Origin of the sequence: Nonomuraea sp. B5E05, assembly GCF_039880665.1 — a bacterium.
Classification (GTDB): Bacteria; Actinomycetota; Actinomycetes; order Streptosporangiales; family Streptosporangiaceae; genus Nonomuraea.
The window spans coordinates 161,973-183,638 of the sequence record NZ_JBDPMJ010000001.1; the positions used below are offsets into that span (position 1 = coordinate 161,973).

The window sequence follows — 21,666 nt, forward strand, 5'->3', positions numbered from 1 at the left end:
CTCCGCACAGCCGGGCCTACGATCACCAAGATTAATACCCGAGGCGAGGTCCGCCCGAGACATGAGATCGTGTCGTCGTGACTCCTCCGCGCCCTGAAGGGAGCGGCCTCTCGCCCCGCCTGCGCGGGAGACGACGGCCAAGCCCTGACCGATGCCCGACGGCACAAGCTCAATCTGATCCGGAGATGGCCGCAATGCCTGAGGTTCTGCCACGGCACGCAGGCTTTGGCGGCCCTCCCGCTCCCGATTCCCCGTCGCCTGAAGGCGACGCTCCCCTCAGGAGGCTCTGATGGTGCGATGGGCGGATGCGGGGGAGCTGGCCGGGCTGGCCGACGTCGAGCTGGCGGCCGACGGGATCTTCACCCAGGTGGGGATCGTCTTCCCTCCCGGCACGACCATGATCGAAGAGGTTGACGACCCCGGGAGGGTCCTGGTCGAGGGGGAGCCGCCCGAGGGGTTCGCCCTGCTGGGCCGGGCCGACGGCAACGTGCATCTCGACCAGCTGGCCGTACACCCGCGCAGCATGCGCAAGGGCATCGGCGGGCGGTTGATGGAGGCGGTGATCGACCACGCGCGGGCCTCCGGTGCGCCGGCGGTGACGCTGACGACCTATCGCGACGTGCCGTGGAACGCGCCGTGGTACACCCGGCACGGCTTCGCGGTGCTGCCCGAGCCGGAGTGGGGACCCGAGTTGCGCGCGCTGGTGGAGCACGAACGGGAGCTCGGCCTCGAGATCACCCCCCGGGTGGTGATGCGCCGCCAGCCGCTTTGAGGCAGGCGGCATCGAGGAAGGTCAGCCGCAAGCCGAGGGTCATCGCCCGATGATCCGGTCGGCCGCCGAATGCCCGCGGTTATCCGACCGTGATAACGCTGGACACGTCACCCCCGCGCGAGGTAGGCGTCCACCTCGGCGAGGTAGGCGTCCTTGACGTGCCGTGGCAGCCAGGCGACCTCGAACGCCTGGCGCTCAAGCTGGGCCAGCTCGTCTCTGGTGAGCTGGAGCGCGCCCTGCAGCGCCACCAGATTCTCCCCCACGTAGGCCCCGAAATAGGCCGGGTCGTCGGAGTTGATCGTCACCCGCACTCCCAGGTCCATCAGCTTGCGGATGCCCTCGGCCTTCATCGAGTCGGTGACGTAACCGTTCGAGATCGGGCAGCAGGTCAGCCCCATGCCGCGCTCCAGGACCACCTCCACCAGCCGCTGGTCCTCCAGGATGTTGACGCCGTGGTCGATCCGGTTGACGCCGATGTCCTCGACGGCCTGCCGGATGTGCTCGACCGCGTCGTCCTGGTCGACGTCGCAGTGCATCGTCAGGAGATAGCCCTCCTGCCTGGCCCGCTCATAGACCGCCGCGAACTTGACCGGCGGGTTGCCCTTCTCGTCGGAGTCGAGCCCGACGCCGGCGATCCACTCCTTGTACGGCAACGACTCCAGCAGCGTGGCCATCGCGTATTCGGCCTGGAAGTCGCGCAGGAAGCACATGATGAGCTGCGCCCGCACCCCGAGCCGCGCTTCCGCGTCCATCAGCGCCCGCCGCAGCCCTCGGATCACCACGTCGAACGGCACTCCGCGCGAGGTGTGGGCCTGCGGGTCGAAGAAGATCTCGGCGTAGCGGACGTTCTGCTCGGCGGCCTTGCGGAGGTAGGCCATGGCCAGGTCGTAGAAGTCGGGCTCGGTGCGCAGCACCCGCATGCCCTCGTAGTAGATCCGCAGGAAGGACGGCAGGCTGTCGAAGGTGTAGGCGGCCCGCATCTGCTCGACGCTCGCGTAGGGCAGCCGCAGGCCGTTGCGCCTGGCCAGCTCGAACTTGAGCTCGGGCTCGAGGGTGCCCTCGATGTGCAGGTGGAGCTCGCATTTGGGCAGACCGGCGATGAAGTCCTTCACCCGTCCACCCTAGAAGACGCCCGGCCACCCTAGAAGATGCCCGGCCACCCTAGAAGATGCCCGGCCACCCTAGAAGATGAACGCCAGCCCCACCGCGAAGAGCAGACCGTACGCCATCTGCAGTTTCCCCGTCTGCTGCAGCACCGCGATCAGCGCGGGGCCGACCGCCTTGCCCAGCACCGCCCTGATCGGCGAGACCGCCAGCGGCGCGGCGAGCAGGGCGAGCGCGGCCCACGGCGTGATCGGGATCATGGCCAGCGCCACCAGGAACGGCACCACCTGGCAGGCGACGTAGAGTGCGCGGGTGCGCTCGGCGCCCAGCAGCACGGCGAGCGTGCGCTTGCCCGCCTGGCCGTCCGTGCCGACGTCGCGCAGGTTGTTGACCACGAGCATCGAGCACGACAGCAGCCCCACGGGGACCGACGCGACGAGCGCCGCCCAGCTGAGCGACCCGGTCTGCACGAAGGCCGTGCCGACCACGGGCACCACCCCGAAGAACACGAACACGGCGACCTCGCCCAGGCCGCGGTAGCCGTACGGGCGCTTGCCGCCCGTGTAGAACCAGCCGGCCGCGATGCACGCCGCGCCCACCAGCAGGATCCACCACGCCTGCGTGACGATGACCAGGACGAGCCCCAGCACCGCCGCCACGGCGAAGCTGCCCAGTGCGGCGGTCAGCACCTGCCGCGGCGTGGCCGCCCGCGAGCCCACCAGCCGCATCGGGCCGACCCGCTGGTCGTCGGTGCCGCGGACGCCGTCGCTGTAGTCGTTGGCGTAGTTGACGCCGATCTGCAGGGAGAGCGCCACGAGCAGTGCCAGGACCGCCCGCCACCACACGAAGCCGCCCTCGCCGATGGCCACGCCGGTGCCCACCATGACCGGCACGACGGCGTTGGGAAGCGTGCGCGGGCGGGCGCCCGCGATCCACTGACCGGAGGTTGCCATGTCGTCGACCCTCTAGCTGATGTCGGTGGTGAGCCGGACCATCCTGATCGGGCGGCCCATGTCGAGAACGCGTTCGGCGGTGTCCTCGCCCCAGCCGGCCGATTCGAGGAAGCCGAGCACCGCGTAGTTGTCGGCGAAAGCCCAGGTGACGATCTGCCGGAAGCCGTCTTCGCGCAGGTGGTCGACGGTGGCGTTGAGCAGGCGGCTGCCGTGGCCCCGCCGGACGAAATCGGGATCGACCAGCAGCGTCAGCATCTCGGCCACCACGCTGGGGTCGAGGTCGGGGTCTTCGGCGGGGGCATGGGAGGCCAGCCCCACCACGCGCTCGCCGCCGCGGGGAGTGGTCAGCGCGGCGCTGCCTCCCTTGCCGAGCGCGGGGAAGCCCTCGGTGTCGAGGATGGTCTCCACGGCCACCAGCACCCGGTGCATGGGGGTGGGTGGGGCGACGATCGCCTCGTCCCACTGGCGCAACCACATCTTCTCCGCAGCCGCGCCGGTCATCTGCTCGAGTGGGCCCTCGGGGAGGAAATCCCGATAGCCGTAGCGCCAGGCGCGGATCTGCGTATTCGCAACCTGGAGCACATCCTCGCGCCGGGCCGCCCGGACGCCTACGTCTGCCATCTCGGCCCGCTCCTTCGACTGCCGTTCATGCCACAAGGCACGACTTACACCGTATCGGTGTTTGACCCTTGGAGATGACGCGAACCCTTCTTCCTCGCCCGGTAAGCCCGGGTCTTGGTGCGGTTACCGCATACCCTCATGGAACACCACGAGCGCGATCGGTTCTTCGACGCGTCGATGAACGCCCACTGGCAGGTGTCCTCCGCGCACACCTTAAGCCGGTCCCAGGACGCGGTCACGGCCGCCACGGCGATCGTCGCCAGCCCGCCCCGCACGCCGCCGCAGGCGGCGGCAGGCTCGGGACGCCCGCCCTGCCTCGCCCTGATCGTGAACGGCAACGCGGGCAGTTGGGCGGCCTCGCGTCTGAGCGCCGCCCTGAGGCCTTCGCGCAGGGCGGTCGCGGTGTGGAGGTCGTCGTCGGTGGCCCGGTCGCGCGGCCCGGCCAGGCCGCGCTCGCGCAGCCACAGGGCCAGCTCGGCGGGGGAGGACAGCTCGTCCGCCTGTGCCTCGACGTCGTAGGTGTTCACGAAGTCGCGTACGAGCTCCGCAGGGCACGGCATGCCGGCCACTCTAACGGGCGTGGATCACGTTCATGCGCGCCCTCCGGAGAGCGTGTCCAGCGCCTGGGCGAGCCGGCGTACCCCTTCGTGCAGCTCGGCCAGATGCGCGGCGGCCATGTGGGTCACCCGGATCCGCGGCCCCGGCGGCTCGGACGGGTAGTAGATCCGGCCGGGGCTCACCAGAACGCCGTTCCGCCTGGCGGCCTCCACCAGCGCGTTCTCGTCGACCTCGGCCGGCAGCCGCACCCACAGGTGCATCCCGCCGGCGGGCAGCAGGTGCGGCTCGGCTCGCGGCATCCGCGCGGCGAGCGCCGCTGCCAGCGCGTCGCGCCGGATCCCGATCTCCGCGTGCACGGCGGCGAGGTGCCGCCGCCACGCGGGTGACTCCACGAACTCCAGCGCCGTCTCCTGCAGCGGCCGTGACACGAAGAACGATTCGACGAGCTGGCCGGCCCGCAGCCGGTGCGCGGCCGGCCCTCTGGCGATGACGGCCGCCACCCGCATGCTCGGCGACAGGATCTTCGTCAGAGAGCCCACGTGGACGACGGTGCCGTGCCGGTCCATGGACGCCAGGGACGGGGGCGCCTGGCCGGTCAGGTAGCGGGCGAAGTCGTCCTCGATGACGAACGCGCCCGCCGCCCTGGCCACGTCCAGCACCTGCGCCCGGCGTCCGGCCGGCAGGGTCGCGCCCGTCGGGTTGTGCAGGGTGGGCTGGCAGAGGAAGACCCGCGCGCCGGTGACGGCGAACGCCTCGGCCAGCAGGTCGGGCCGTACGCCGTCGCGGTCCATGGGCACCGCCGTGGGCCGCAGCCCCGCGGCCCTGGCCGCCACCAGCGCGCCCGGGTAGGTGGGCGTCTCGACCAGCACCGGCGTGCCGGGTGCGGCGAGCGCGCGGAACGCGTGAGTGAGCGCCGCCTGGCCGCCGCTCACGATGAGCGCGTCGGCGGCGGTCACGTCGCCTCCGGCCTGCGCCGCGAACCACCTGCGCAGTTCGGGCAGGCCGGGCAGCGGCGGCATGGCCCAGGCGCCGGGCCGCCGCACGGCCCGCGCCGCCGCGGCCGCCAACTGCCTGTCGGGCCGCAGTCCCGGACGCAGGTAGCCGCCGGTGAGCGGTACGACGCCTTCGGCGGCCACGCCCAGCAGTTCCGCGACGGGCCCTTCGTCGACCACCCGGTCGCCCAGGGCGACGGTCTGCCACGAGAGGTCCGCCGGGTCCTCGCCCCTGGGCACCTGGTGCGCCACGAACGCCCCGCTGCCGGGTCTCGTCACCACCCGCCCCTCGGCGGCCAGCTGCCCGATGGCCCGCGACACCGTGACGGGGCTGACGTTGTGCCTGCGCATGATCTCCCGGCTGGACGGCAGCCGCGCTCTGGGGCCGAGCCTGGCGGCCTCGTCACGCAGTATCGCGGCGATCTTGGCGATACTGCTATCGTTGTCCATGAAAGTGGAGAATAGCGCTACCGCCAGCGGTGGAGTAGCGGTCCCCGCCTCCGACCGAGGCCCGCGACGTCGCGGCACCGCTCTGGCGTTCCTCGGCGTCCTGGCGTTCTCCGGCTCCTTCCCCGCCACCGTCTTCGCGCTGCGGGGCTTCGACCCGTGGCTGATCGCCCTGGGCCGGGCCGCCGTGGCAGGCGTGGTGGCCCTGGTCTGCCTGAAGGCCACCGGCCGCCCGCTGCTCCCGCCGCGCGACCAGTGGCGCGCCTACGCCCTGATCTCAGTGGGCGTGGTCTTCGGCTTCCCCGCCTTCAGCGGCCTGGCCCTGGACCTGGGCGCGAGCACCGCTCACGCCGCGGTGGTCACCGGCCTCCTCCCCGCCGCCACCGCCGCCTGCGCCGTCGTGTCGGCCGGCGAGCGCCCCCGCCCGCTCTTCTGGGCCGCCTGTACGGCCGGCGCCGCCGCCATCACCGCCTTCACCCTCACCCAGCACCAGGGCAGGCCGACCTGGCCAGACCTGCTCCTGGTCGGCGCGCTGCTGTCGGCGGCGGTCGGCTACACGGAGGGCGGCCGGCTGTCCAGAAAGACCCCTGGCTGGCAGGTCATCTCCCACGCGCTCGTCCTGTCCCTGCCCTTGACTGCCCCCATCACGGCGGCACTGGCCCTGACCACCCCCGTGACGCCGACCCCGCAGTCGGTGGCCGGTTTCGCCTACGTGGCGCTGGTCTCGATGTTCCTGGGCTTCTTCCCCTGGTACGCGGGGCTGGCCAAGGGCGGCATCGCCAGGGCGGGCCAGACCCAGCTCACCCAGCCCCTGCTGACCCTGATCTGGGCGTGGTTCCTGATGGGCGAACGGTTCGGCCCGGTCACCGTCGTCGCGGCGCTGGCCGTCCTGGTCTGCGTGGCCGTCACCCAGCGCGCCCGTACTTGAAAGACGTGACGCCGACACGCAGGATGGGGGAGGAGGTGTCACACATGGCGGACCTCACGATCCCAGAGGGCGGTTTCTGGCCTGCACCGCAGATCCCGCAGCCCAACATCTATCCCATGGAATGGCGCGTCGAGACCGAGAAACTCGCCGCTATCTACGAGAAGTCCAAGCGCATGGTCTGGAACCCCGCCGACCTGCCCTGGGACGGTCTCCGGCCGGACGACTTCACCCGCGAGCAGCGCCTGGGCATCATGTACTGGTTCGCGGTCCTGGCGAACTTCGACGCCTCGGGGCCCGCGGTGTTCGCCCGTGCCACGATCCAGGCGTTCGAGAAACACGAGGAGGACCCGGTCAGGAAGTGTTTCTTCTCGATCACCCGTGACGAGATGAACCACGAGGAGTGCTGCCAGCGCACCATCGCCAGGCTCTGGCCGGGCGGACCGCTCGACTGGACGCCCTCCGACGACCTCGAATCAGCCGCCCACAACAACATCGGCTGGCTCTACCACAACGGCGGCCGCTACTGGAACGGCTACAACTCGGCCGTGGGCAAATACTCGCTCCCGGTGTTGTTCACCAGCTTCATGATGGGCGAGATGGCCGCCTCCACGCTCTTCAGGGGCATGGCCTCGGGGACGCAGCACCCGGTCTTCGGCGAGATGTTCCAGCGCATCGGCAGGGACGAATCACGACATCTCCAGATTTGCATGACCATCCTGGAGAACGAGTGGCCCGGGCTCACCGAGGACACCAAGTCGCTGATCACGCGCCAGCTCAGGGCGGGGTTCGTCTTCCTCAGCATGATCCTCTGGGAGCCTCCTGAGGGCTTCTGGGAACTTCCGCCGTACTTCCTGGCCAACCACCGCGTCCTCATGGACCACGCCAGGGAGGCCGGGCTCGGCGTGCTGTCGTACGAGGAGCAGGCGGAGAACTGGCGCGTGGCCATGGCCAGGGTCCGGGCGATCGTGGAGCGCTGGGGGATCGCCTTCCCCGCCATTCCCGAGCTCGACCTGGAAGGGGTGCCGGTGGACTTCATCGATCCCGAGGAGATCATCCCGGTCTTCTAACATGGCGGCCATGTGGCCGCGTATGGACGGACTCCGGGTGCTGGAACTGGGGACCCCCGGCAGGGTGCGCACCCTGCTCACCGACCTCGTCCTGTCGGGAAAGAAGATCGCCACCGCGGGCGTGCTCGCCCTCGACTACGAAGCCGAGGGCGAGGAAGTGGAACGGGTCGGCGAGCGCCTGGTCCTGGTCGACGACACCGGCGGCAGGGTCGGGGAGGTCGAGATCACGCGGGTGGAGCTGACGCCGTTCGCCTCTGTCACCTGGGAGTTCGCGGTGGCCGAGGGAGAGGGGTACCAGTCGATCGACGACTGGCGGGAGACGCACCGCCGCTACTGGGCGGGCGTGGGTCATGAGGTGGACGACGCCACGACGATCGTCTGCGTGTGGTTCCGTCTCGGCCGGCGTTCGTAGTAGCCGCGGGACGCGGCGGGGCTCACGGACGGGGACGGACTAAGAATCCCGATTTATGGGCCATTTCTCTGGGCTGTTCACATATGTGCCCCGATAAGGGACGGTGAAGACCCATCCCTGCTCTCTGAGATAGGCGACCGCCTGGCGTACGGTGACTTTGGCTACGCCGTACTGTCGCATCATCACTTTCTCGCCGGGGATGGCCCTGTTCGGCGAGATATCGCCATTCTGGATGTTCTGCGCGACTTCTCCGGCGATTTTCTGATAGAGCGGCATCGTCTTGGGCGATCGTGGCGCACCCGGCTGGCCGACGAACGTGCCCTCGCCTTGCACGGTGTACGCCAGCCCCTGCTCGCGCAGTTCGCGGGCCACCCGCCGGGCGGTCGTCCGCGCGATGTCATATTCCTTTTCGAGCGCGGCCTCGCTCGGCACCGGATCGCCTGCTTGGAGCTCGCCGCGTTCGATCTGATCGCGGACCAGGTCGGCGACCTGCCTGTAGATGGGCACGGGCCCTTCGCGATCTAGCACGTCCGGATTATAGACGAAGCCGTACATGAGCGCTCAAAACAGACGCATTGCAGGTCTATGGATACGTTCCCTAGACCAGGGGATACCTCCGCCGTTATAGTGACCGGCATGCGATGGGAAGAAGGAGACCTGCACGGTCGGCACGTTCGGCCGGGCGCCGACGTACGCGGAGCCATCATGTGGGACCCAGAGGTCCCGCGATCGCGGGTGCGGGTCAGGGATTGCACGTGCGAATGCATGCCGGTGGTTTACGAGTTGTGCATGGCGGGCGGCCTGTGCTTCATCCGGAAAATCACGAGAGTGGGAGTCAACGTAAAGGTCGAGGAGTTCACCACCAGACCGAACTCTCGAGTGCATGACCTGTGGAACTCCCTGTTCGATCTGCCGAAAAAGCAGGTTCGCGTCGACAACTCAAGACCGCAACCCGGTGCGGAGCAGCGCCCGACCGATGACGAGGATGGCCTTGCAAAAATGACCGGCCTACTGGGGCTGCAGCGTGGCTTCCGGAACATCCTTCAGCCCATGAGTCGGGCGGTCGCGCGTGCACCAGGTCCAGCGGAGCCTGGTGTGCGACCGATCGGCCTGCTTCTGGGGCACACGCTGGTTCTTGCCCTTGCAGGGCGAAGCGACCTTACCTGAAGGGCATTGGCCGGCCAGGGTGCTGATCCCCGCCCCCTTCGGCGGGCGCAGGATGCCTGGATACGGGCGGTGCTCAGATCGAGTTCCGCCACGCAGCGCTCCTGGGGCTACAGGATCGTCCCGTCCGGCTGATGAGGTGCACCTTCATCCCGGGTCCGCGATGCTTACCGGAGAAGCGGGGCCGATCGCTGTTGATCCGGTCGGTGTGGATCTGCGTGCCGTCCAGCACCAGGTAATGCAGCCCGTCCTGCTTCGCCCCGCGCAACGCCGCGCTCTGACCGGCCTCCGGTGCATCAGCGGATGCTCGCGTCGGTTCGCCTTGAGCGTCCCGTCGGGCGCGCACTGGACGTCGGATGCGGCGCCGGCGTCTCCACTGCGGCGCTCGCGCCCTTGGCCCATCGTGTCGTCGGCCTGGAGCCGGTCCCGGCGATGCTTGTCCACCGGCGATCCGTCGCGCCCTCAGCTCGATTCGTCATCAGCACAGCGGAGCGGCTGCCGTTCGCCGCGGCGTCGTTCGGCCTCGTCGCCGGCGCTGGTTCGCTGAACTACACCGACCTCACCTCCGCCCTTGCCGAGGTGGTCCGCGTCCTGACCCCGGACGGGGTCTTCCTCGTGTACGACTTCTCGAAAAACCGGTCCTCGCCGCCAGGCGACGCGCTGGCGGCGTGGTTCGAGTCGTTCGAGCAGCGGTTTCCATCGCCGCCCGGATGGCGGCCGCTGGCCGTGCAGCACTTGCCGCTCCTCGCGGCGGGGCTGCGCCTGCTCGACTACGCCGACGTTGAGATCGCCCTGCCGATGACACTGGGCGATTATCTGCGTTACGTACTGGGAGAGGTCGCCGTGGACAGCCAGGGAGAGGTCGCCGTGGACAGCGCCATCGCGCGGGGGGATGACAGCGTGGAGCAGGCGAGCGACTGGTGTCGTCGTACACTCGCGGAGGTTTTCCGGGGTGGGGATCTGACCGTGGTTTTGCGAGGGTATCTAGCGACGCGGGCCCCGGCCGGCGGCGGCCGATCCGCTGGATGACGGTTTGCGGCTGCCGTGACCGGTGCCCGTCCAACCAGATCGAGCAGAGCCATGGCGTTGGAAGGCGAGGCGCCGAATCGAACGGGCTTGCGCGGAAGGTGTTCCGCGCCGGTCCCCGGCGACGCGCCTGCCCAATCGCACGACGTAGACGATCGGACTTCGCCCGGGACCGGCGCGAAACCACGGACGTGGCGACGTGCCCTCCGGAGGCACAGAGCCACGCCATGGCGGGTGATGGCCGACTGACGTCCATAACGGCCTCCCGCGGCATTAGGTTCTCATGGTCGTCCCTTGGAAAACTGCAGTTCGTCGCTATGCAGGAGATCATGGCCTTTGCTGTTGGCTGGGCGAGAGTCGGCGGCGGATTGGGTTTATGTCGGGATACGTCGCCAGGCCTCATCGACGATGATCACGTGGTCGAGGAGGCGCACCCCGACGGTCTCGGCGGCCGCGAGGAGTTGGGCGGTGGCTTCCAGGTCGGCCACACTCGGCTCCAGGGACCCGCCTGGATGATTGTGCGCCAGGCCGAACATCGCGCCGCCCGCGGTGAGCACTTCGGTGATCACCTCCCGGATCGGCACCGTCGTATGGTCGGCCCCGCCCTTGGAGAGCACAACGCGCCTGAGCACCCGGCCACGGATGTCGCACACGACCAGGACCAGCCGCTCCTGAGCACGATCTCGCAGCAGAGAGGCGCACGCGTGTGCCAGGTCGGACGTGTTGTTGATCCGCTCCCGCTCCGGCCAGGCGTCCGCCCGCCGTACGAGATGGAAGGCCGCGCTCACCCGCGCGGCCTTGGCCGGGCCGATGCCGGGCACGGTGAGCAGCCGGTGCGGCTCGGATCGGCTGAGTGCCTCCAGATCTCCGCAGTGCTGGATCACCTCGCTGGCCAGATCGAGAGCGCTCGACCCGCGAAACCCCGAGCCGAGCAGCACGGCCAGCAACTCCCGGTCGGCCAGCGCAGCGGCACCGCTGGCCATGAGCCGTTCGCGGGGCCGGTCGCTTTTCGGCAGATCCTTGACTCGCATGGGCAACCTCCGCGACCGTTCTATCAACGCGTACCGACAATCTCTGACCTGCGCGTTTGTCGCGAATCCCAGACGTCGCCCCATAGGCGAAATATCGAGATATCACGGCGCGCAGCCGGGGCGTTGATGACGGGATTGCCACCGGCTTCGCCCGGAGCACCGACGTCGGCGGCCTCCCCAGCGGTCCTTGAGCAGCCGCAGAACGTCCTGCCACCTGGCAATGTTCTGCCCACCCTGGCGGGGCGTGCACACCGTCGAACCGGCCGGAGGCTCTTGCGGGGGAGTTCGTTGTGGCGGCCCAGATCGGTGCCGAGCACCGGTGGCGCCTGTTTCCCACTCACGGCGCTTGTCCGCTGTCCGCGCACTTGCCTGCTCCGGGGATCCGCAGTCCCGGCGCCGCCTGTGGACACGCATCGTGCGCTGAGAGAGTCCAGGAGATGCGCGGAGTCGCGCCCTGCGAGGTGTGATCGTGGCGGAAGGGTGGGCTCCGGGCGAGGAGGCGCTCGCCCGGAGCCAGGTCCTGCCTAAACGGGCATGCTGTACGTGATCCGGAAGCGGTCTCCCGGGATGACGATGTCGCTGGTCTCAACGGGACGATCGCCGGCCCAGTGAGTGCGCTCGATGTGTAGAACATGAACGCCCGCCGCCAGGTCGAGCGCATCGCTCTCCGCGGGGCGGGGAACGCGGGTGTGCACGCTCTCGACGACCTCGGTGATCTTGATGCCGTGGGCGTACATCCTCGCCACCAGGCCGCGCCGCTCCTCCTCCGAATGGGCGGCGAACTCCATCGGCTCGTAGGAGGTGGCGAGTTGCAGTGGTTTGCCGTCGCCGCGATAGACGAAACGCGTCTTGCTCAGCGTGGTCGACTCGCTGAGGCGCAGCCGCCTGGCGATCTCAGGGCCCGCTTCGGCTGGTTCGCTGTGCCAGTCCCACGTCACGCGCCTGCCCTGAGACTGCAGGTCTGCCGCGAACGGGGCGGGGTGGTCCAAGAACCGCCATCGATGCAACGAGGTGAGGTCGGGGCGTTCCCTGACGTAATGGCCCGATCCCACGCGGCCGATGATGAGGCCTTCACCCGCTAGTACGCGGAGGGCGTGACGGGCGGCGGTCTCGCCGACCTGATATTTACGTGTCAGCTGCGCCCGTGACGGAATGGGCGCGCCGGGGGGAAGGGTGCCGTCGGTGATCTGTCGCCGGATGTCTTCGACGACACGCAGGTAGACCGGATCTGAGGTGGCCACTAGTCCATCCCTGGGGGTTCGTGTGAGGCGTTGCCCTATGTTGCCGTATTCGGCAGGTAACCGACCGTCATCGATGACTGCTGGAGCCCCAACTTTGCGATGGCGGAAAATTATCGGAGAAACCCTGTAACGCGGATGTAAGGGACGCCGATTCTCCGATAGAGGTCGTCGATGTGTGTACCCCCGAGCACATATCGGCGACCTCTTCCATGCCCATAACTGCCGCTCCAGCGGCTCTGTGGATCGAGCGAACCGGTTGCGTCCGGCCCGTGGCGTTCCGGTGGGGTGGAGCTGCGGCCAGGGACGTCGCTTCGACTGCCCGGGCTCGTCACGCAGGCCCTACATCCGCGCAGTTCGGACAGTACGGCACACCGCTTGTACGGCCAAATCCCCCAGCGGGGTCGGAGAACCGAGACCGGGCTGCAGTCAGCCGCACCCCGTATCGAGCCACGCTGGCCGGCCAGAACAGGCACAAGCGAGGCAGCGCACGGGGACAGGGATGAGTGTGGGCGTGCGGGGACAGGAAGTCGGCGGCGGGCGCGAGGGCCGGGATGGCGGCCGGGTGCGGGGACGACGCGGCGTGTGCGGAGACGGGGACGGCGGCGGCGCCTGCGGGACGGCGATGGCGGCGGTTGCGGCGGTTGCGGGACGGCGATGGCGGCGTTTAGGGGGACGGCGATGGCGGCGGTAGCAAGAAAAGGTTCTGAGCCGCGGTGACTTTCCGGTTCCTGGCTGGGAGGGCCATCCGCCGGGGAGAGAGATTCGGGAGCGGACCAGGGCCAGGGATCGCGTGGTTCGGCGTGGAAGAGGTGAGTGATCGGCCAAACACCCGGACGGCCTCCAGATCGCGGGCCCCTTGAGGGACGTCGTCGGCCCGCGCGGCTTACCCGGGAGCCGGGGTGAGCGGCAGCGAGGGTGTTCCTGGGCGGGAGCCGCGGAGCTGCGACGTGGTCCGCGCGCGTAATGGCGGGTCACAACGGCCGGTGTGGCTAGAGGACTCAGTCGAAGGACCTATCGTTGGGTGAGCGGCACGCGACTGCTGTCGAAAGGGGGCAAAAGGCGGCTCCAGGCAGGCAAAGCGGGGTGGCGACGTCCAATGGATTTCTGAATCCAGGTAGCGTTCGCACTATGGCATCGCCAACTGGAACCACCGATGCGCCCTTCGGCCGTATGCTGACCGCGATGGTCACGCCGTTCACTTCTGACGGTGAGGTCGATTATGTGGCTGTGCGACGTCTTGCTACCTATCTGGTAGACGAGCAGCGAAATGACGGCTTGATCGTCAACGGGACGACGGGTGAGTCGCCCACCACGTCCGACGAGGAGAAGCAGCGCATCGTCAGTGCCGTCCTCGACGCGGTCGGTGACCGCGCGGTCGTGGTGGCAGGAGCGGGCTCCAACGACACCCGCCATAGTGTCGAGCTCGCGAAGCAGGCGGCACGTGCCGGCGCACACGGCCTCCTGGTGGTAACGCCTTACTACAACAAGCCTCCGCAAGAGGGTTTGTATCGGCACTTCACCGCTGTCGCCGACGCGACCGACCTTCCCGTGATGCTCTATGACATCCCGGGGCGTAGCGGAGTGCCGATCAAAACTGAGACTCTGATCAGGCTGGCGCAACACGAACGGATTGTGGCCGTCAAGGATGCCAAGGGCGACCTGTTCGCCGCCAGTCAGGTGATGATCGCGACCGATCTTGTCTTCTATTCGGGAGACGATCTGCTCAACCTGGCCTGGCTCTCGCTCGGGGCGACCGGGTTCGTCAGCGTCGTCGGACATGTGGTCGGCGCCGAGTTGGCGCGAATGATCCACCTGCACAAGAGCGGCGAGGTCGCTCAAGCGCTTACCCTCCACAGCCAGGTGGCTCCCGTAGTGGACGGGATCATGTTGCGTGCGGGCGGCGCGATCATGACAAAGGCGGCACTGAGCATGGTGGGCGTGCCGGTAGGGCCGGTACGGCTGCCGCTCGTGGACGCGACAGAGAAGCAAATCGCCGAGCTGCGTGCTTGCCTGGTAGCCGGCGGGGTGAAGTTGACAGACGCATAGGAACGGGGAGGAACCGGGAGTTTTGAGAACACGATCTGACCGTGGGGGCCGGGCATGAGCCATCCGCATCCTGAGCTTGGCCCCCCACCGGCGCTGCCTCACGGCGGCTTGCGCATCGTCGCGCTCGGCGGGCTGGGCGAGATCGGCAGAAACATGGCCGTCTTCGAATACGATGGCCGTCTGCTGATCGTCGACTGCGGGGTGTTGTTCCCCGAGCCTGACCAGCCGGGTGTCGACCTCATCCTGCCCGACTTCGAATACATCAGGGACCGGCTTGACGATGTCGAAGCCGTCGTACTGACGCACGCTCACGAAGACCACATCGGAGCTGTGCCCTATCTGCTGCGCGAGCGGCGCGATATTCCGCTCATCGGATCCAAGCTCACGCTTGCCCTGATCGAGGCCAAGCTCACCGAGCACCGGATCCAGCCGACCAAACGCGAGGTCGTCGAAGGCGAACGGCACATCTTCGGACCCTTCGACTGTGAGTTTCTCGCGGTCAACCACTCGATCCCCGACGCGCTGGCCGTGGCTATCAGGACGCCCGCCGGCATCGTGCTGCACACCGGCGACTTCCGGATGGATCAGCTGCCGAGCGACGGCCGCCTCACCGATCTCGGAGGCTTCGCCAGGCTCGGCACCGAGGGCGTCGACCTGCTGATGTCCGACTCGACCAACGCCGAGGTGCCTGGGTTCGTCACCAGCGAGCGGGAGATCGGGCCGGTCATCGACGAGGTGATCCGCACCTCCGAGCAGCGGGTCATCGTGGCGAGCTTCGCCTCGCACGTCCACCGCATCCAGCAGGTCATGGACGCCGCCGCCCGGCACGGCCGCAAGGTCGCCCTGGTCGGACGCTCGATGGTGCGCAACATGGGAGTGGCCCGAGACCTGGGCTATCTCAAGGTGCCGCCGGAGCTGATCGTCGACTCGCGCGACATCGAGGAGTGGCCGCCACAGGATGTGGTGCTGGTCTGCACCGGCTCGCAGGGCGAGCCGATGGCGGCGTTGTCGAGGATGGCCAACCGTGACCATCCGATCCGCATCGCCGAGGGCGACACCGTGCTCCTGGCTTCCTCGCTGGTGCCGGGTAACGAGACCGCGGTCAACAAGGTGATCAACGGTCTCACCCGGTGGGGCGCACGGGTCGTGCACAAGGGCAACGCCAAGGTGCACGTCTCCGGTCACGCGGCCGCCGGCGAGCTCCTCTACGTGCTCAACCTGACACGCCCGTCGAACTTCATGCCCGTGCACGGCGAATGGCGGCACCTGCGCGCCCACGCCAAGCTGGCCGCCCTCACGGGCGTGCCGGACGATCACATCGTGATCGCCGAAGACGGCGTCGTGGTCGACCTGATCGACGGTCGCGCAAAGATCGCCGGTGCGGTGCACGCCGGATATGTCTACGTTGACGGTTCGTCGGTCGGTGAGATCACCGACACCTCGCTGAAGGACCGCAGGATCCTCGGAGACGAGGGATTCATCTCCGTGGTCGTCGTCGTCGACTCCAACACCGGCAAGCTCACCGCGGGCCCCGAGATTCACGCCCGAGGCTCGGGCATCGACCCTCAGCAGTTCGACGAGTTCATTCCGCAGATCGAACAGGCCCTTGAGGAGAAGGCCGCGGAGGGGGTGGTCGACATGCAGGAGATTCGCCGGGTGGTCCGCCGCACGGTGGGCCGCTGGGTGAGCGACACCTATCGCCGCCGTCCGATGATCATCCCCGTGGTGCTCGAGGTCTGAGCCCACTGACGGCATGGCAGCCGGAACGCCTGATGGTACGGCAGGCGTTCCGGTCTTGCGCAGCGCCGGACGCCCACATGCCCGGCGTGGTCTTTTGATCCGCATGTCAGGGGCTTTCGTGTGGGTCGGCGTTGACATGCCAGGATGCTTCCTGAGTATCGGCGCCCACATCTCAGGCGTTCCTCCTGCGTATCAGCCAGGCTGCGGCTAGCAGGGGGAGAGCCGCATAGGCGACCAGCACGGCGGCGGCCACCGCGGGAGGCAAGAGCGAGCCGTAGACCGAGGTTGTGATCGTGTCACCGGTGATCTCGCGGGGAAGCGCTCCGATCATCACGGACCCGAGGCGCTCGCTCCAAGGCTCGGGGATGTTGCCGATGATCATGGGGATGACGTAGACGAGACCGACGATGACGGCGATCGCACCGGCGCTCGAGCGCAGGAGCGCGCCGAGGCCGAGGCCGAGTAGCGCGAACACCGGCACCGAGACGCTGATGGCGATCAGGAGCGGAAGCCGGTCCGCGAACGCGCCGGTGTATGCACCCGAGAACCGGTCACCGAGCACCGATCGGGTGACGGCATAGGTGCCGAAGACCGCTGTCGCACCGGTGATCAGGCCCAGTGCTCCCACGACCGTGGACTTGGCGACGAGCATCGGCCACCGGCGCGGGACGATGGTCAGGCTTGTTCTGATCATGCCGGTCGCGTATTCGGACGTGATGGCCAGCGTGCCCAGGATGCCCATGCAGAGCTGGGGCACGATCACGACCACCTCCTCGAGGTCCGCGATGCGAGCGCTCAGGCGTTGTTGGGGTGGGGCGTCGTCGTACATGCCGGCCGCCATCACGGCCAGCGCGTAGCCCAGCAGAACGGCGCTGATGCCGAGGACGAGAATGAGATAAGTGGAGCGAACCGAGCGGAGCTTGATCCATTCCGACGCGAGAACGCCCATGAACGAATGCATTCGTGTACGGGAGCGCTGGTGACGGACACGTGGGGTGCTCGATGCTCGACGGGCTTCGGCTGGTGGTCTGCGCCGGCTGATCATCGGGCGGCTCCGAATTGCACGCTGGAGGCGGTCAGCGCCATGTAGGCGTCTTCGAGCGATGGGTAGGCCGCCGTCAGCTCCGCGACCGTCGCCTCGGCGACCAGCTTGCCGCGGCCGATGATGACGATGCGCTCGGCGGTGAGGGCCATCTCGCTCATGAGATGGCTGGACAGGAGGATCGTCCTGCCTTCAGCGGCCAGCGAGCGCATGAGGCCGCGGATCCACCGCACGCCATCGGGATCGAGGCCGTTGACAGGCTCGTCGAACATCAACACGTCGGGGTCGCCGAGCAGGGCGGCCGCGATCCCGAGCCGTTGTTTCATGCCGAGCGAGAAGCCGCCTACCCTCTTGCGGCCGACATCCGCCAGGCCGACCTGCTCCAGCACCTCGGTCACTCGGGCTGGGCCGATGTCGTTGGTGCGAGCGAGGCAGAGCAGGTGGTTGTAGGCGCTGCGTCCGCCGTGGACGGCACTCGCATCCAAGAGCGCGCCTACTTCGTGCATCGGCCTGCTGAACGATGTGTAAGGCCGGCCGTTGATGAGCGCGTGTCCGGAAGTGGACGCATCGAGGCCGAGGATCAGGCGCAGGGTGGTGGACTTGCCGGCGCCGTTGGGGCCCAGAAATCCGGTCACGTGGCCGGGGCCTACCTTGAAGGACAGGTCGTCTACCGCGAGTGTGTCGCCGTACCGTTTCGTGAGGCGGTGGAGTTCGATCACGCCGTAAAGGATGCGGTGCGGAGGGTCGGCGGCGCGTCGGACCACGGTTCGAATCTGAAGGTCAAACCCTGGGCTGACGTGCGCCCGCCGGTTCAGCCGCTACGGTTCAACGCGTGGACGACAGGCATCCCTTCTTCGCCCGGCGCTTGAGCCGCATCCAGCTGATCATGCTCGATCTGGCGGTGGGGCTGTGCTTCGGGTCCGTGGCCTTCACGATGGCGGTCAACGCCACGGCGCTGCCACCATGGCTGAGGTTCGCTCTGCCCTTCGGGCTCGGCCTGCTGCTGTCGGTGCGCAGGCTGTGGCCGCTGCCTGTTTTCTGCCTGACGTTGGTGCTGGCCGTCTTCGCCGTCATGACCGATGCCATCGGGTTCGCCTACCTCGCACCCGCGTACGCCCTCTATATTGTCGCGCTGTCGGACAGGGTCGGCCCCTTGATCCCTTCGTCCGCCATCGGAGGCTTGAGCCTGGTCACGTTGTTCGGGTTGACCCTGGCGGGTGCGCCACAGGAGAGTGCCCCCGACTGGCTGGTCCACTTCGATAAGCCGCTCATGGGGATCGCGGCCCTGGGCGGCTCATGGACGATCGGCCGTGCCGTGCACGAGCGCAGGCATTATGCGGCGCGCGAGGCCGAGCGGCTGGCGTCGCAAGCGGTGACCGATGAACGGCTGCGCATCGCCCGCGAGCTGCATGACGTGGTCACGCACAGCGTGGGGCTGATCGCCGTCAAGGCGGGCGTGGCCAATCATGTGATGTCGACCAGGCCGGAGGAGGCACACGACGCTCTGCGGGTGATCGAGACGGCCAGCCGCAGCGCACTGATCGAGATGCGGCACCTGCTCGGCATGCTGAGGTCCACCAATGTGCCTGATCTCGTGCCCGCCCCGGGCATCGATGGGCTCGAGGATCTCGCGGAGCAGGCGCGGCTGGCCGGGGTTGACGTGGACTTGCAGGTTCGCATCGGTGGCGACGGCTGTGCTGGGCCGGTGCCTGGTGGTGATGCTCACGACCCACGGGACGGGCTGCCTGAGGGGGCGGGGTTGTCGGTCTACCGGATCGTGCAGGAGGCGCTGACCAACGTTGCCAAGCACGCGGCGCCTGCCCGGTGCCGGGTGTCCGTCGTGGCCGACGGCAAGGACGTAAGGATTGAAGTGATGGATGACGGACCGGGGAGACGCACGTTGCCTTCCGCCGGCACCGGGCACGGCCTGATCGGGATGCGGGAGCGGGTCATGATGTATGGCGGCACGTTCGAGGCGGGGAGCAGGCATGGAAGCGGGTTTCGGGTGTTCGCCCAGTTGCCCTATCAGGAGGCGCCGTGATCCGGGTGGTCGTGGCCGATGATCAGGCGTTGCTCAGGGGAAGTTTCAGGGTGCTGGTCGACTCTGAGCCGGACCTGGGCGTGGTCGGGGAGGCTGCGACGGGGGCCGAAGCGGTCACCGTGGCCATGGAGCAGCGGCCCGATTTGGTGTTGATGGACGTCCGGATGCCTGAGATGGACGGCATCGAGGCCACCCGCAGGCTCAAGGACGTTTCCCGGGTGCTTGTGGTGACGATGTTCGATCTTGACGCATACGTTTACGATGCGCTTCGGGCTGGAGCGAGCGGGTTCCTCCTCAAGGACACGCCCCCTGCGGATCTGCTCGCCGCCATCAGAGTGGTCGCGAGCGGGGAGGCATTGCTGGCGCCAACGGTGACGCGAAGGTTGATCGAAGAGTTCACCCGCACCCCGATGACGCCACGGGTGAGAGGGCTGGACGGGGTTACCGAGCGGGAAAGGGATGTGCTCACGCTGATTGCCCGTGGGCTGTCCAACGGCGAAATCGCGGAGCATCTTCAGGTGAGTCTGGCCACGGTGAAGACCCACATCACGCGGCTGCTGGCCAAGTTGGAGGCGCGTGACCGGGCGCAGCTCGTCATCGCCGCATATGAGAGTGGGCTGGTTTCCGCGGCGGGCTGATTCTCTCGTCATCAGGTGAGTTCGTACGCCCAGCAGAGCAGGTGATGGAGCCGTGACGGAGCTCGCGGTGGTGTCGCCGCAGCGCCAGGTCCACGCTGGGCTGCCATCGCCTGCGCATGAGCGACCTGATCGTTTTGGCGAGGGCCCGCTCCCTGCGGCCCAGCTCCTCTCAGGAGGCCATCGGTTCGGCGGCTCCTTCGAGGCCATAACGGATATCACCTGCTCTGCTGTCGACGACACGTGAAGATCGAGTGTCGTTGACACTCCGCGACCGCGATTCGAGGCCGCCGTGACGAGCTCATCGACCAGGCGGCCATGAACCCACGCCCGTCCACGCGAGCCCTCAGCCCGGTTGCTTGATGCTTTCGATGATCCGGGCGAAGCCTTCCTCCCCATGGCCGGCGTCGATCTGCTGTTGGATGAGCCGCTGGACCATGGCGACGACATCGGTGCTGATGCCCTGGTCGGAACTGGCGGCCAGGAGGTCACCGAGGTTGGAGAACTGGAGGCTCTGTTGCCCTTCGACGGTGTAGTCTCCGCCATCGATGACGGCGGCGAACCCCTGGAAGGCGCCGGTCATGGCGGTCAGCCAAGGTGTGGCCAGAGCAGCGAACTCGCCCGCCGTCACGCCGGCCGGCGCGACCATGGCGGCGCCGTGCATGAATCCGGCGAACATGACGTACATCCCCGCGAGTAGGGCGAGGTCGTACAGGGACGCCAGCCCAGGATCCGCACCGAGGTAGGTGCTGGTTCCCCACAGGTCGAGCAGCGGCCTGTACTGATGGAAGGCATCGGCCGATCCGCTGTAGAGGATGGATGACCCAGGCTGGCCGATCATGTGCGGTACGGCCATGATGCCGCCGTCCAGATACGTGATCCCGGCATGGGCTGCCCAGGCGGCCAGCTCCCGAGACTGGGCCGGTGACGTCGTGGTCACGTTGATCAACGTTCGTCCGGCCAAGTCATGGGAGAGGGGATCGAGCACCTCATGGACCGACGCGTGGTCCAGCAGGCATGTGATCACCAACCGGCTGGCCCGGACAGCGTCGCCGGCCGTGGAGGCGGCCTTCGCGCCCTGCGCGACGAGGTCGTCCGCCTTCTCCGGTGAGCGGTTCCAGACGGTTGTGGCGTGTCCGGCCTTCACCAGGGCGCCCGCGAGAGCGCTGCCCATCGCTCCCAGGCCGAGAACACTTACCTGGACGCTGCTGTTCGTTGTCATTACTGGGGCTCCCCGTCGTGTTCATCGATCGGCTGAATCCTCTCGGCCGCCGGTAGGTTTGACCAGTACGGACTATTTAGTCAGGTACTCACTCGCGGGTAAGTACGTATTGGAGGGGGCGGGTGGCAACATCAGCACGACGTGGTCCCTACTTCTGCGGCATCGACGCGGCTATGGACGTCGTCGCCGGCAAGTGGAAGTCGTTGATCCTCTGGGAGTTGCATCACTACGGGACCCGCAGGTTCGCCGAGCTTCGGCGTGGTCTGCCAGGCGTCAGCGAGAAAATGTTGATTCAACATCTGAGGGAGATGGAAGAAGACGGGCTCGTGCATCGTGAGGTTTACCGAGAAGTGCCGCCGAAGGTCGAGTACTCCCTGACGGAGCACGGCGTTTCGCTCAATGCGGCTCTGACCTCATTGGGAGAATGGGGCACCGAACGCATGCGGCGGATCAGCGCTGAAAAGGTCGTTGTCACCGATGAGGGGACAAAGGGGCGATAGAAAGTGCATGGTCCGGCTCGTAGGCAGGCAGTCGCAGCAGCGCCACAAGATCTGCCCCATCCTGGCGTGCCCGGGGCATGACGATCTGCCGGCGGCTCATGGCAGTCGAACCTGCTCAGCCATG

At 67.9% G+C, this 21,666-nt stretch carries 22 protein-coding genes; 11 read left to right on the plus strand and 11 right to left on the minus strand.

Annotation, left to right across the window (positions count from 1 at the left end; all coding sequences use genetic code 11):
• Positions 1-289: 289 nt before the first annotated feature.
• A complete protein-coding gene (locus tag ABGB01_RS00775; RefSeq protein ID WP_347769180.1) occupies positions 290-772 on the plus strand; it encodes a GNAT family N-acetyltransferase in 483 nt (160 codons plus the stop codon).
• 107 nt (positions 773-879) lie between these two features.
• Here ABGB01_RS00775 and ABGB01_RS00780 read toward each other — a convergent pair whose 3' ends face one another.
• From ABGB01_RS00780 to ABGB01_RS00800, 5 genes are all read right to left on the minus strand, one after another.
• Complete coding sequence (locus ABGB01_RS00780; protein WP_347769182.1) at positions 880-1,884, minus strand: adenosine deaminase; 1,005 nt, start codon at positions 1,882-1,884, stop codon at positions 880-882.
• A 69-nt stretch (positions 1,885-1,953) separates the two neighbouring features.
• Positions 1,954-2,829 (minus strand): 1,4-dihydroxy-2-naphthoate polyprenyltransferase, encoded by an 876-nt coding sequence (locus ABGB01_RS00785; RefSeq protein ID WP_347769184.1) that lies wholly within the window; start codon positions 2,827-2,829, stop codon positions 1,954-1,956.
• A 12-nt stretch (positions 2,830-2,841) separates the two neighbouring features.
• On the minus strand, positions 2,842-3,450 hold the full coding sequence (locus ABGB01_RS00790; protein ID WP_165977211.1) for a GNAT family N-acetyltransferase: 609 nt from the start codon (positions 3,448-3,450) through the stop codon (positions 2,842-2,844).
• A 44-nt stretch (positions 3,451-3,494) separates the two neighbouring features.
• On the minus strand, positions 3,495-4,010 hold the full coding sequence (locus ABGB01_RS00795) for a CGNR zinc finger domain-containing protein (protein ID WP_347769187.1): 516 nt from the start codon (positions 4,008-4,010) through the stop codon (positions 3,495-3,497).
• Between the two features lie 30 nt (positions 4,011-4,040).
• Positions 4,041-5,450, minus strand: a complete 1,410-nt coding sequence (locus tag ABGB01_RS00800; protein WP_347769189.1) for a PLP-dependent aminotransferase family protein — start codon at positions 5,448-5,450, stop codon at positions 4,041-4,043.
• Here ABGB01_RS00800 and ABGB01_RS00805 point away from each other — a divergent pair.
• Genes ABGB01_RS00805 through ABGB01_RS00815 form a run of 3 tightly spaced genes read left to right on the plus strand, consistent with a single transcriptional unit; the run spans position 5,449 to position 7,854 of the window.
• Positions 5,449-6,375, plus strand: coding sequence for a DMT family transporter (locus tag ABGB01_RS00805; protein ID WP_347769191.1), 927 nt, complete (start codon positions 5,449-5,451; stop codon positions 6,373-6,375). The genes ABGB01_RS00800 and ABGB01_RS00805 overlap by 2 nt on opposite strands.
• A gap of 44 nt (positions 6,376-6,419) precedes the next feature.
• Entirely contained in the window at positions 6,420-7,442 is a 1,023-nt protein-coding gene (locus ABGB01_RS00810) for a hypothetical protein (RefSeq protein WP_347769193.1), read from the plus strand.
• A gap of 10 nt (positions 7,443-7,452) precedes the next feature.
• A complete protein-coding gene (locus ABGB01_RS00815) occupies positions 7,453-7,854 on the plus strand; it encodes an ASCH domain-containing protein (protein WP_347769195.1) in 402 nt (133 codons plus the stop codon).
• A gap of 39 nt (positions 7,855-7,893) precedes the next feature.
• Here the strand turns inward: ABGB01_RS00815 and ABGB01_RS00820 are convergent, their stop codons facing one another.
• Positions 7,894-8,409 (minus strand): GntR family transcriptional regulator, encoded by a 516-nt coding sequence (locus tag ABGB01_RS00820; RefSeq protein ID WP_347769197.1) that lies wholly within the window; start codon positions 8,407-8,409, stop codon positions 7,894-7,896.
• Positions 8,410-8,619: 210 nt separating this feature from the next.
• Between ABGB01_RS00820 and ABGB01_RS00825 the strand changes: the two genes are divergently transcribed.
• Positions 8,620-9,021 (plus strand): hypothetical protein, encoded by a 402-nt coding sequence (locus tag ABGB01_RS00825; RefSeq protein WP_347769199.1) that lies wholly within the window; start codon positions 8,620-8,622, stop codon positions 9,019-9,021.
• A gap of 288 nt (positions 9,022-9,309) precedes the next feature.
• A complete protein-coding gene (locus tag ABGB01_RS00830) occupies positions 9,310-10,047 on the plus strand; it encodes a methyltransferase domain-containing protein (RefSeq protein WP_347769201.1) in 738 nt (245 codons plus the stop codon).
• A gap of 371 nt (positions 10,048-10,418) precedes the next feature.
• On the opposite strand, the gene radC is transcribed toward ABGB01_RS00830, so the two are convergent.
• Positions 10,419-11,075, minus strand: coding sequence for a DNA repair protein RadC (gene radC, locus ABGB01_RS00835; protein ID WP_347769203.1), 657 nt, complete (start codon positions 11,073-11,075; stop codon positions 10,419-10,421).
• Between the two features lie 524 nt (positions 11,076-11,599).
• Positions 11,600-12,316, minus strand: coding sequence for a GntR family transcriptional regulator (locus tag ABGB01_RS00840; protein WP_347769205.1), 717 nt, complete (start codon positions 12,314-12,316; stop codon positions 11,600-11,602).
• 1,128 nt (positions 12,317-13,444) lie between these two features.
• On the opposite strand from ABGB01_RS00840, the gene dapA reads away from it, so the two are divergent.
• On the plus strand, positions 13,445-14,362 hold the full coding sequence (dapA, locus tag ABGB01_RS00845; RefSeq protein ID WP_347769207.1) for a 4-hydroxy-tetrahydrodipicolinate synthase: 918 nt from the start codon (positions 13,445-13,447) through the stop codon (positions 14,360-14,362).
• 54 nt (positions 14,363-14,416) lie between these two features.
• Positions 14,417-16,102: a ribonuclease J gene (locus ABGB01_RS00850; RefSeq protein ID WP_347769209.1), complete on the plus strand. Its 1,686-nt coding sequence runs from the start codon at positions 14,417-14,419 to the stop codon at positions 16,100-16,102.
• Positions 16,103-16,274: 172 nt separating this feature from the next.
• On the opposite strand, the gene ABGB01_RS00855 is transcribed toward ABGB01_RS00850, so the two are convergent.
• A complete protein-coding gene (locus tag ABGB01_RS00855; RefSeq protein ID WP_347769211.1) occupies positions 16,275-17,051 on the minus strand; it encodes an ABC transporter permease in 777 nt (258 codons plus the stop codon).
• 92 nt (positions 17,052-17,143) lie between these two features.
• On the minus strand, positions 17,144-17,863 hold the full coding sequence (locus ABGB01_RS00860; RefSeq protein WP_347769213.1) for an ATP-binding cassette domain-containing protein: 720 nt from the start codon (positions 17,861-17,863) through the stop codon (positions 17,144-17,146).
• Between the two features lie 113 nt (positions 17,864-17,976).
• On the opposite strand from ABGB01_RS00860, the gene ABGB01_RS00865 reads away from it, so the two are divergent.
• Together ABGB01_RS00865 and ABGB01_RS00870 are read left to right on the plus strand one after the other, a co-directional pair.
• Positions 17,977-19,185: a sensor histidine kinase gene (locus tag ABGB01_RS00865; protein WP_347769215.1), complete on the plus strand. Its 1,209-nt coding sequence runs from the start codon at positions 17,977-17,979 to the stop codon at positions 19,183-19,185.
• Positions 19,182-19,823, plus strand: a complete 642-nt coding sequence (locus tag ABGB01_RS00870) for a response regulator transcription factor (protein WP_347769217.1) — start codon at positions 19,182-19,184, stop codon at positions 19,821-19,823. The genes ABGB01_RS00865 and ABGB01_RS00870 overlap by 4 nt, the downstream gene beginning before the upstream one ends.
• Before the next feature lie 343 nt (positions 19,824-20,166).
• Here the strand turns inward: ABGB01_RS00870 and ABGB01_RS00875 are convergent, their stop codons facing one another.
• On the minus strand, positions 20,167-21,042 hold the full coding sequence (locus ABGB01_RS00875; protein ID WP_347769219.1) for an NAD(P)-dependent oxidoreductase: 876 nt from the start codon (positions 21,040-21,042) through the stop codon (positions 20,167-20,169).
• Between the two features lie 173 nt (positions 21,043-21,215).
• Between ABGB01_RS00875 and ABGB01_RS00880 the strand changes: the two genes are divergently transcribed.
• Positions 21,216-21,542 (plus strand): winged helix-turn-helix transcriptional regulator, encoded by a 327-nt coding sequence (locus ABGB01_RS00880; protein WP_347769221.1) that lies wholly within the window; start codon positions 21,216-21,218, stop codon positions 21,540-21,542.
• Positions 21,543-21,666: the final 124 nt, after the last annotated feature.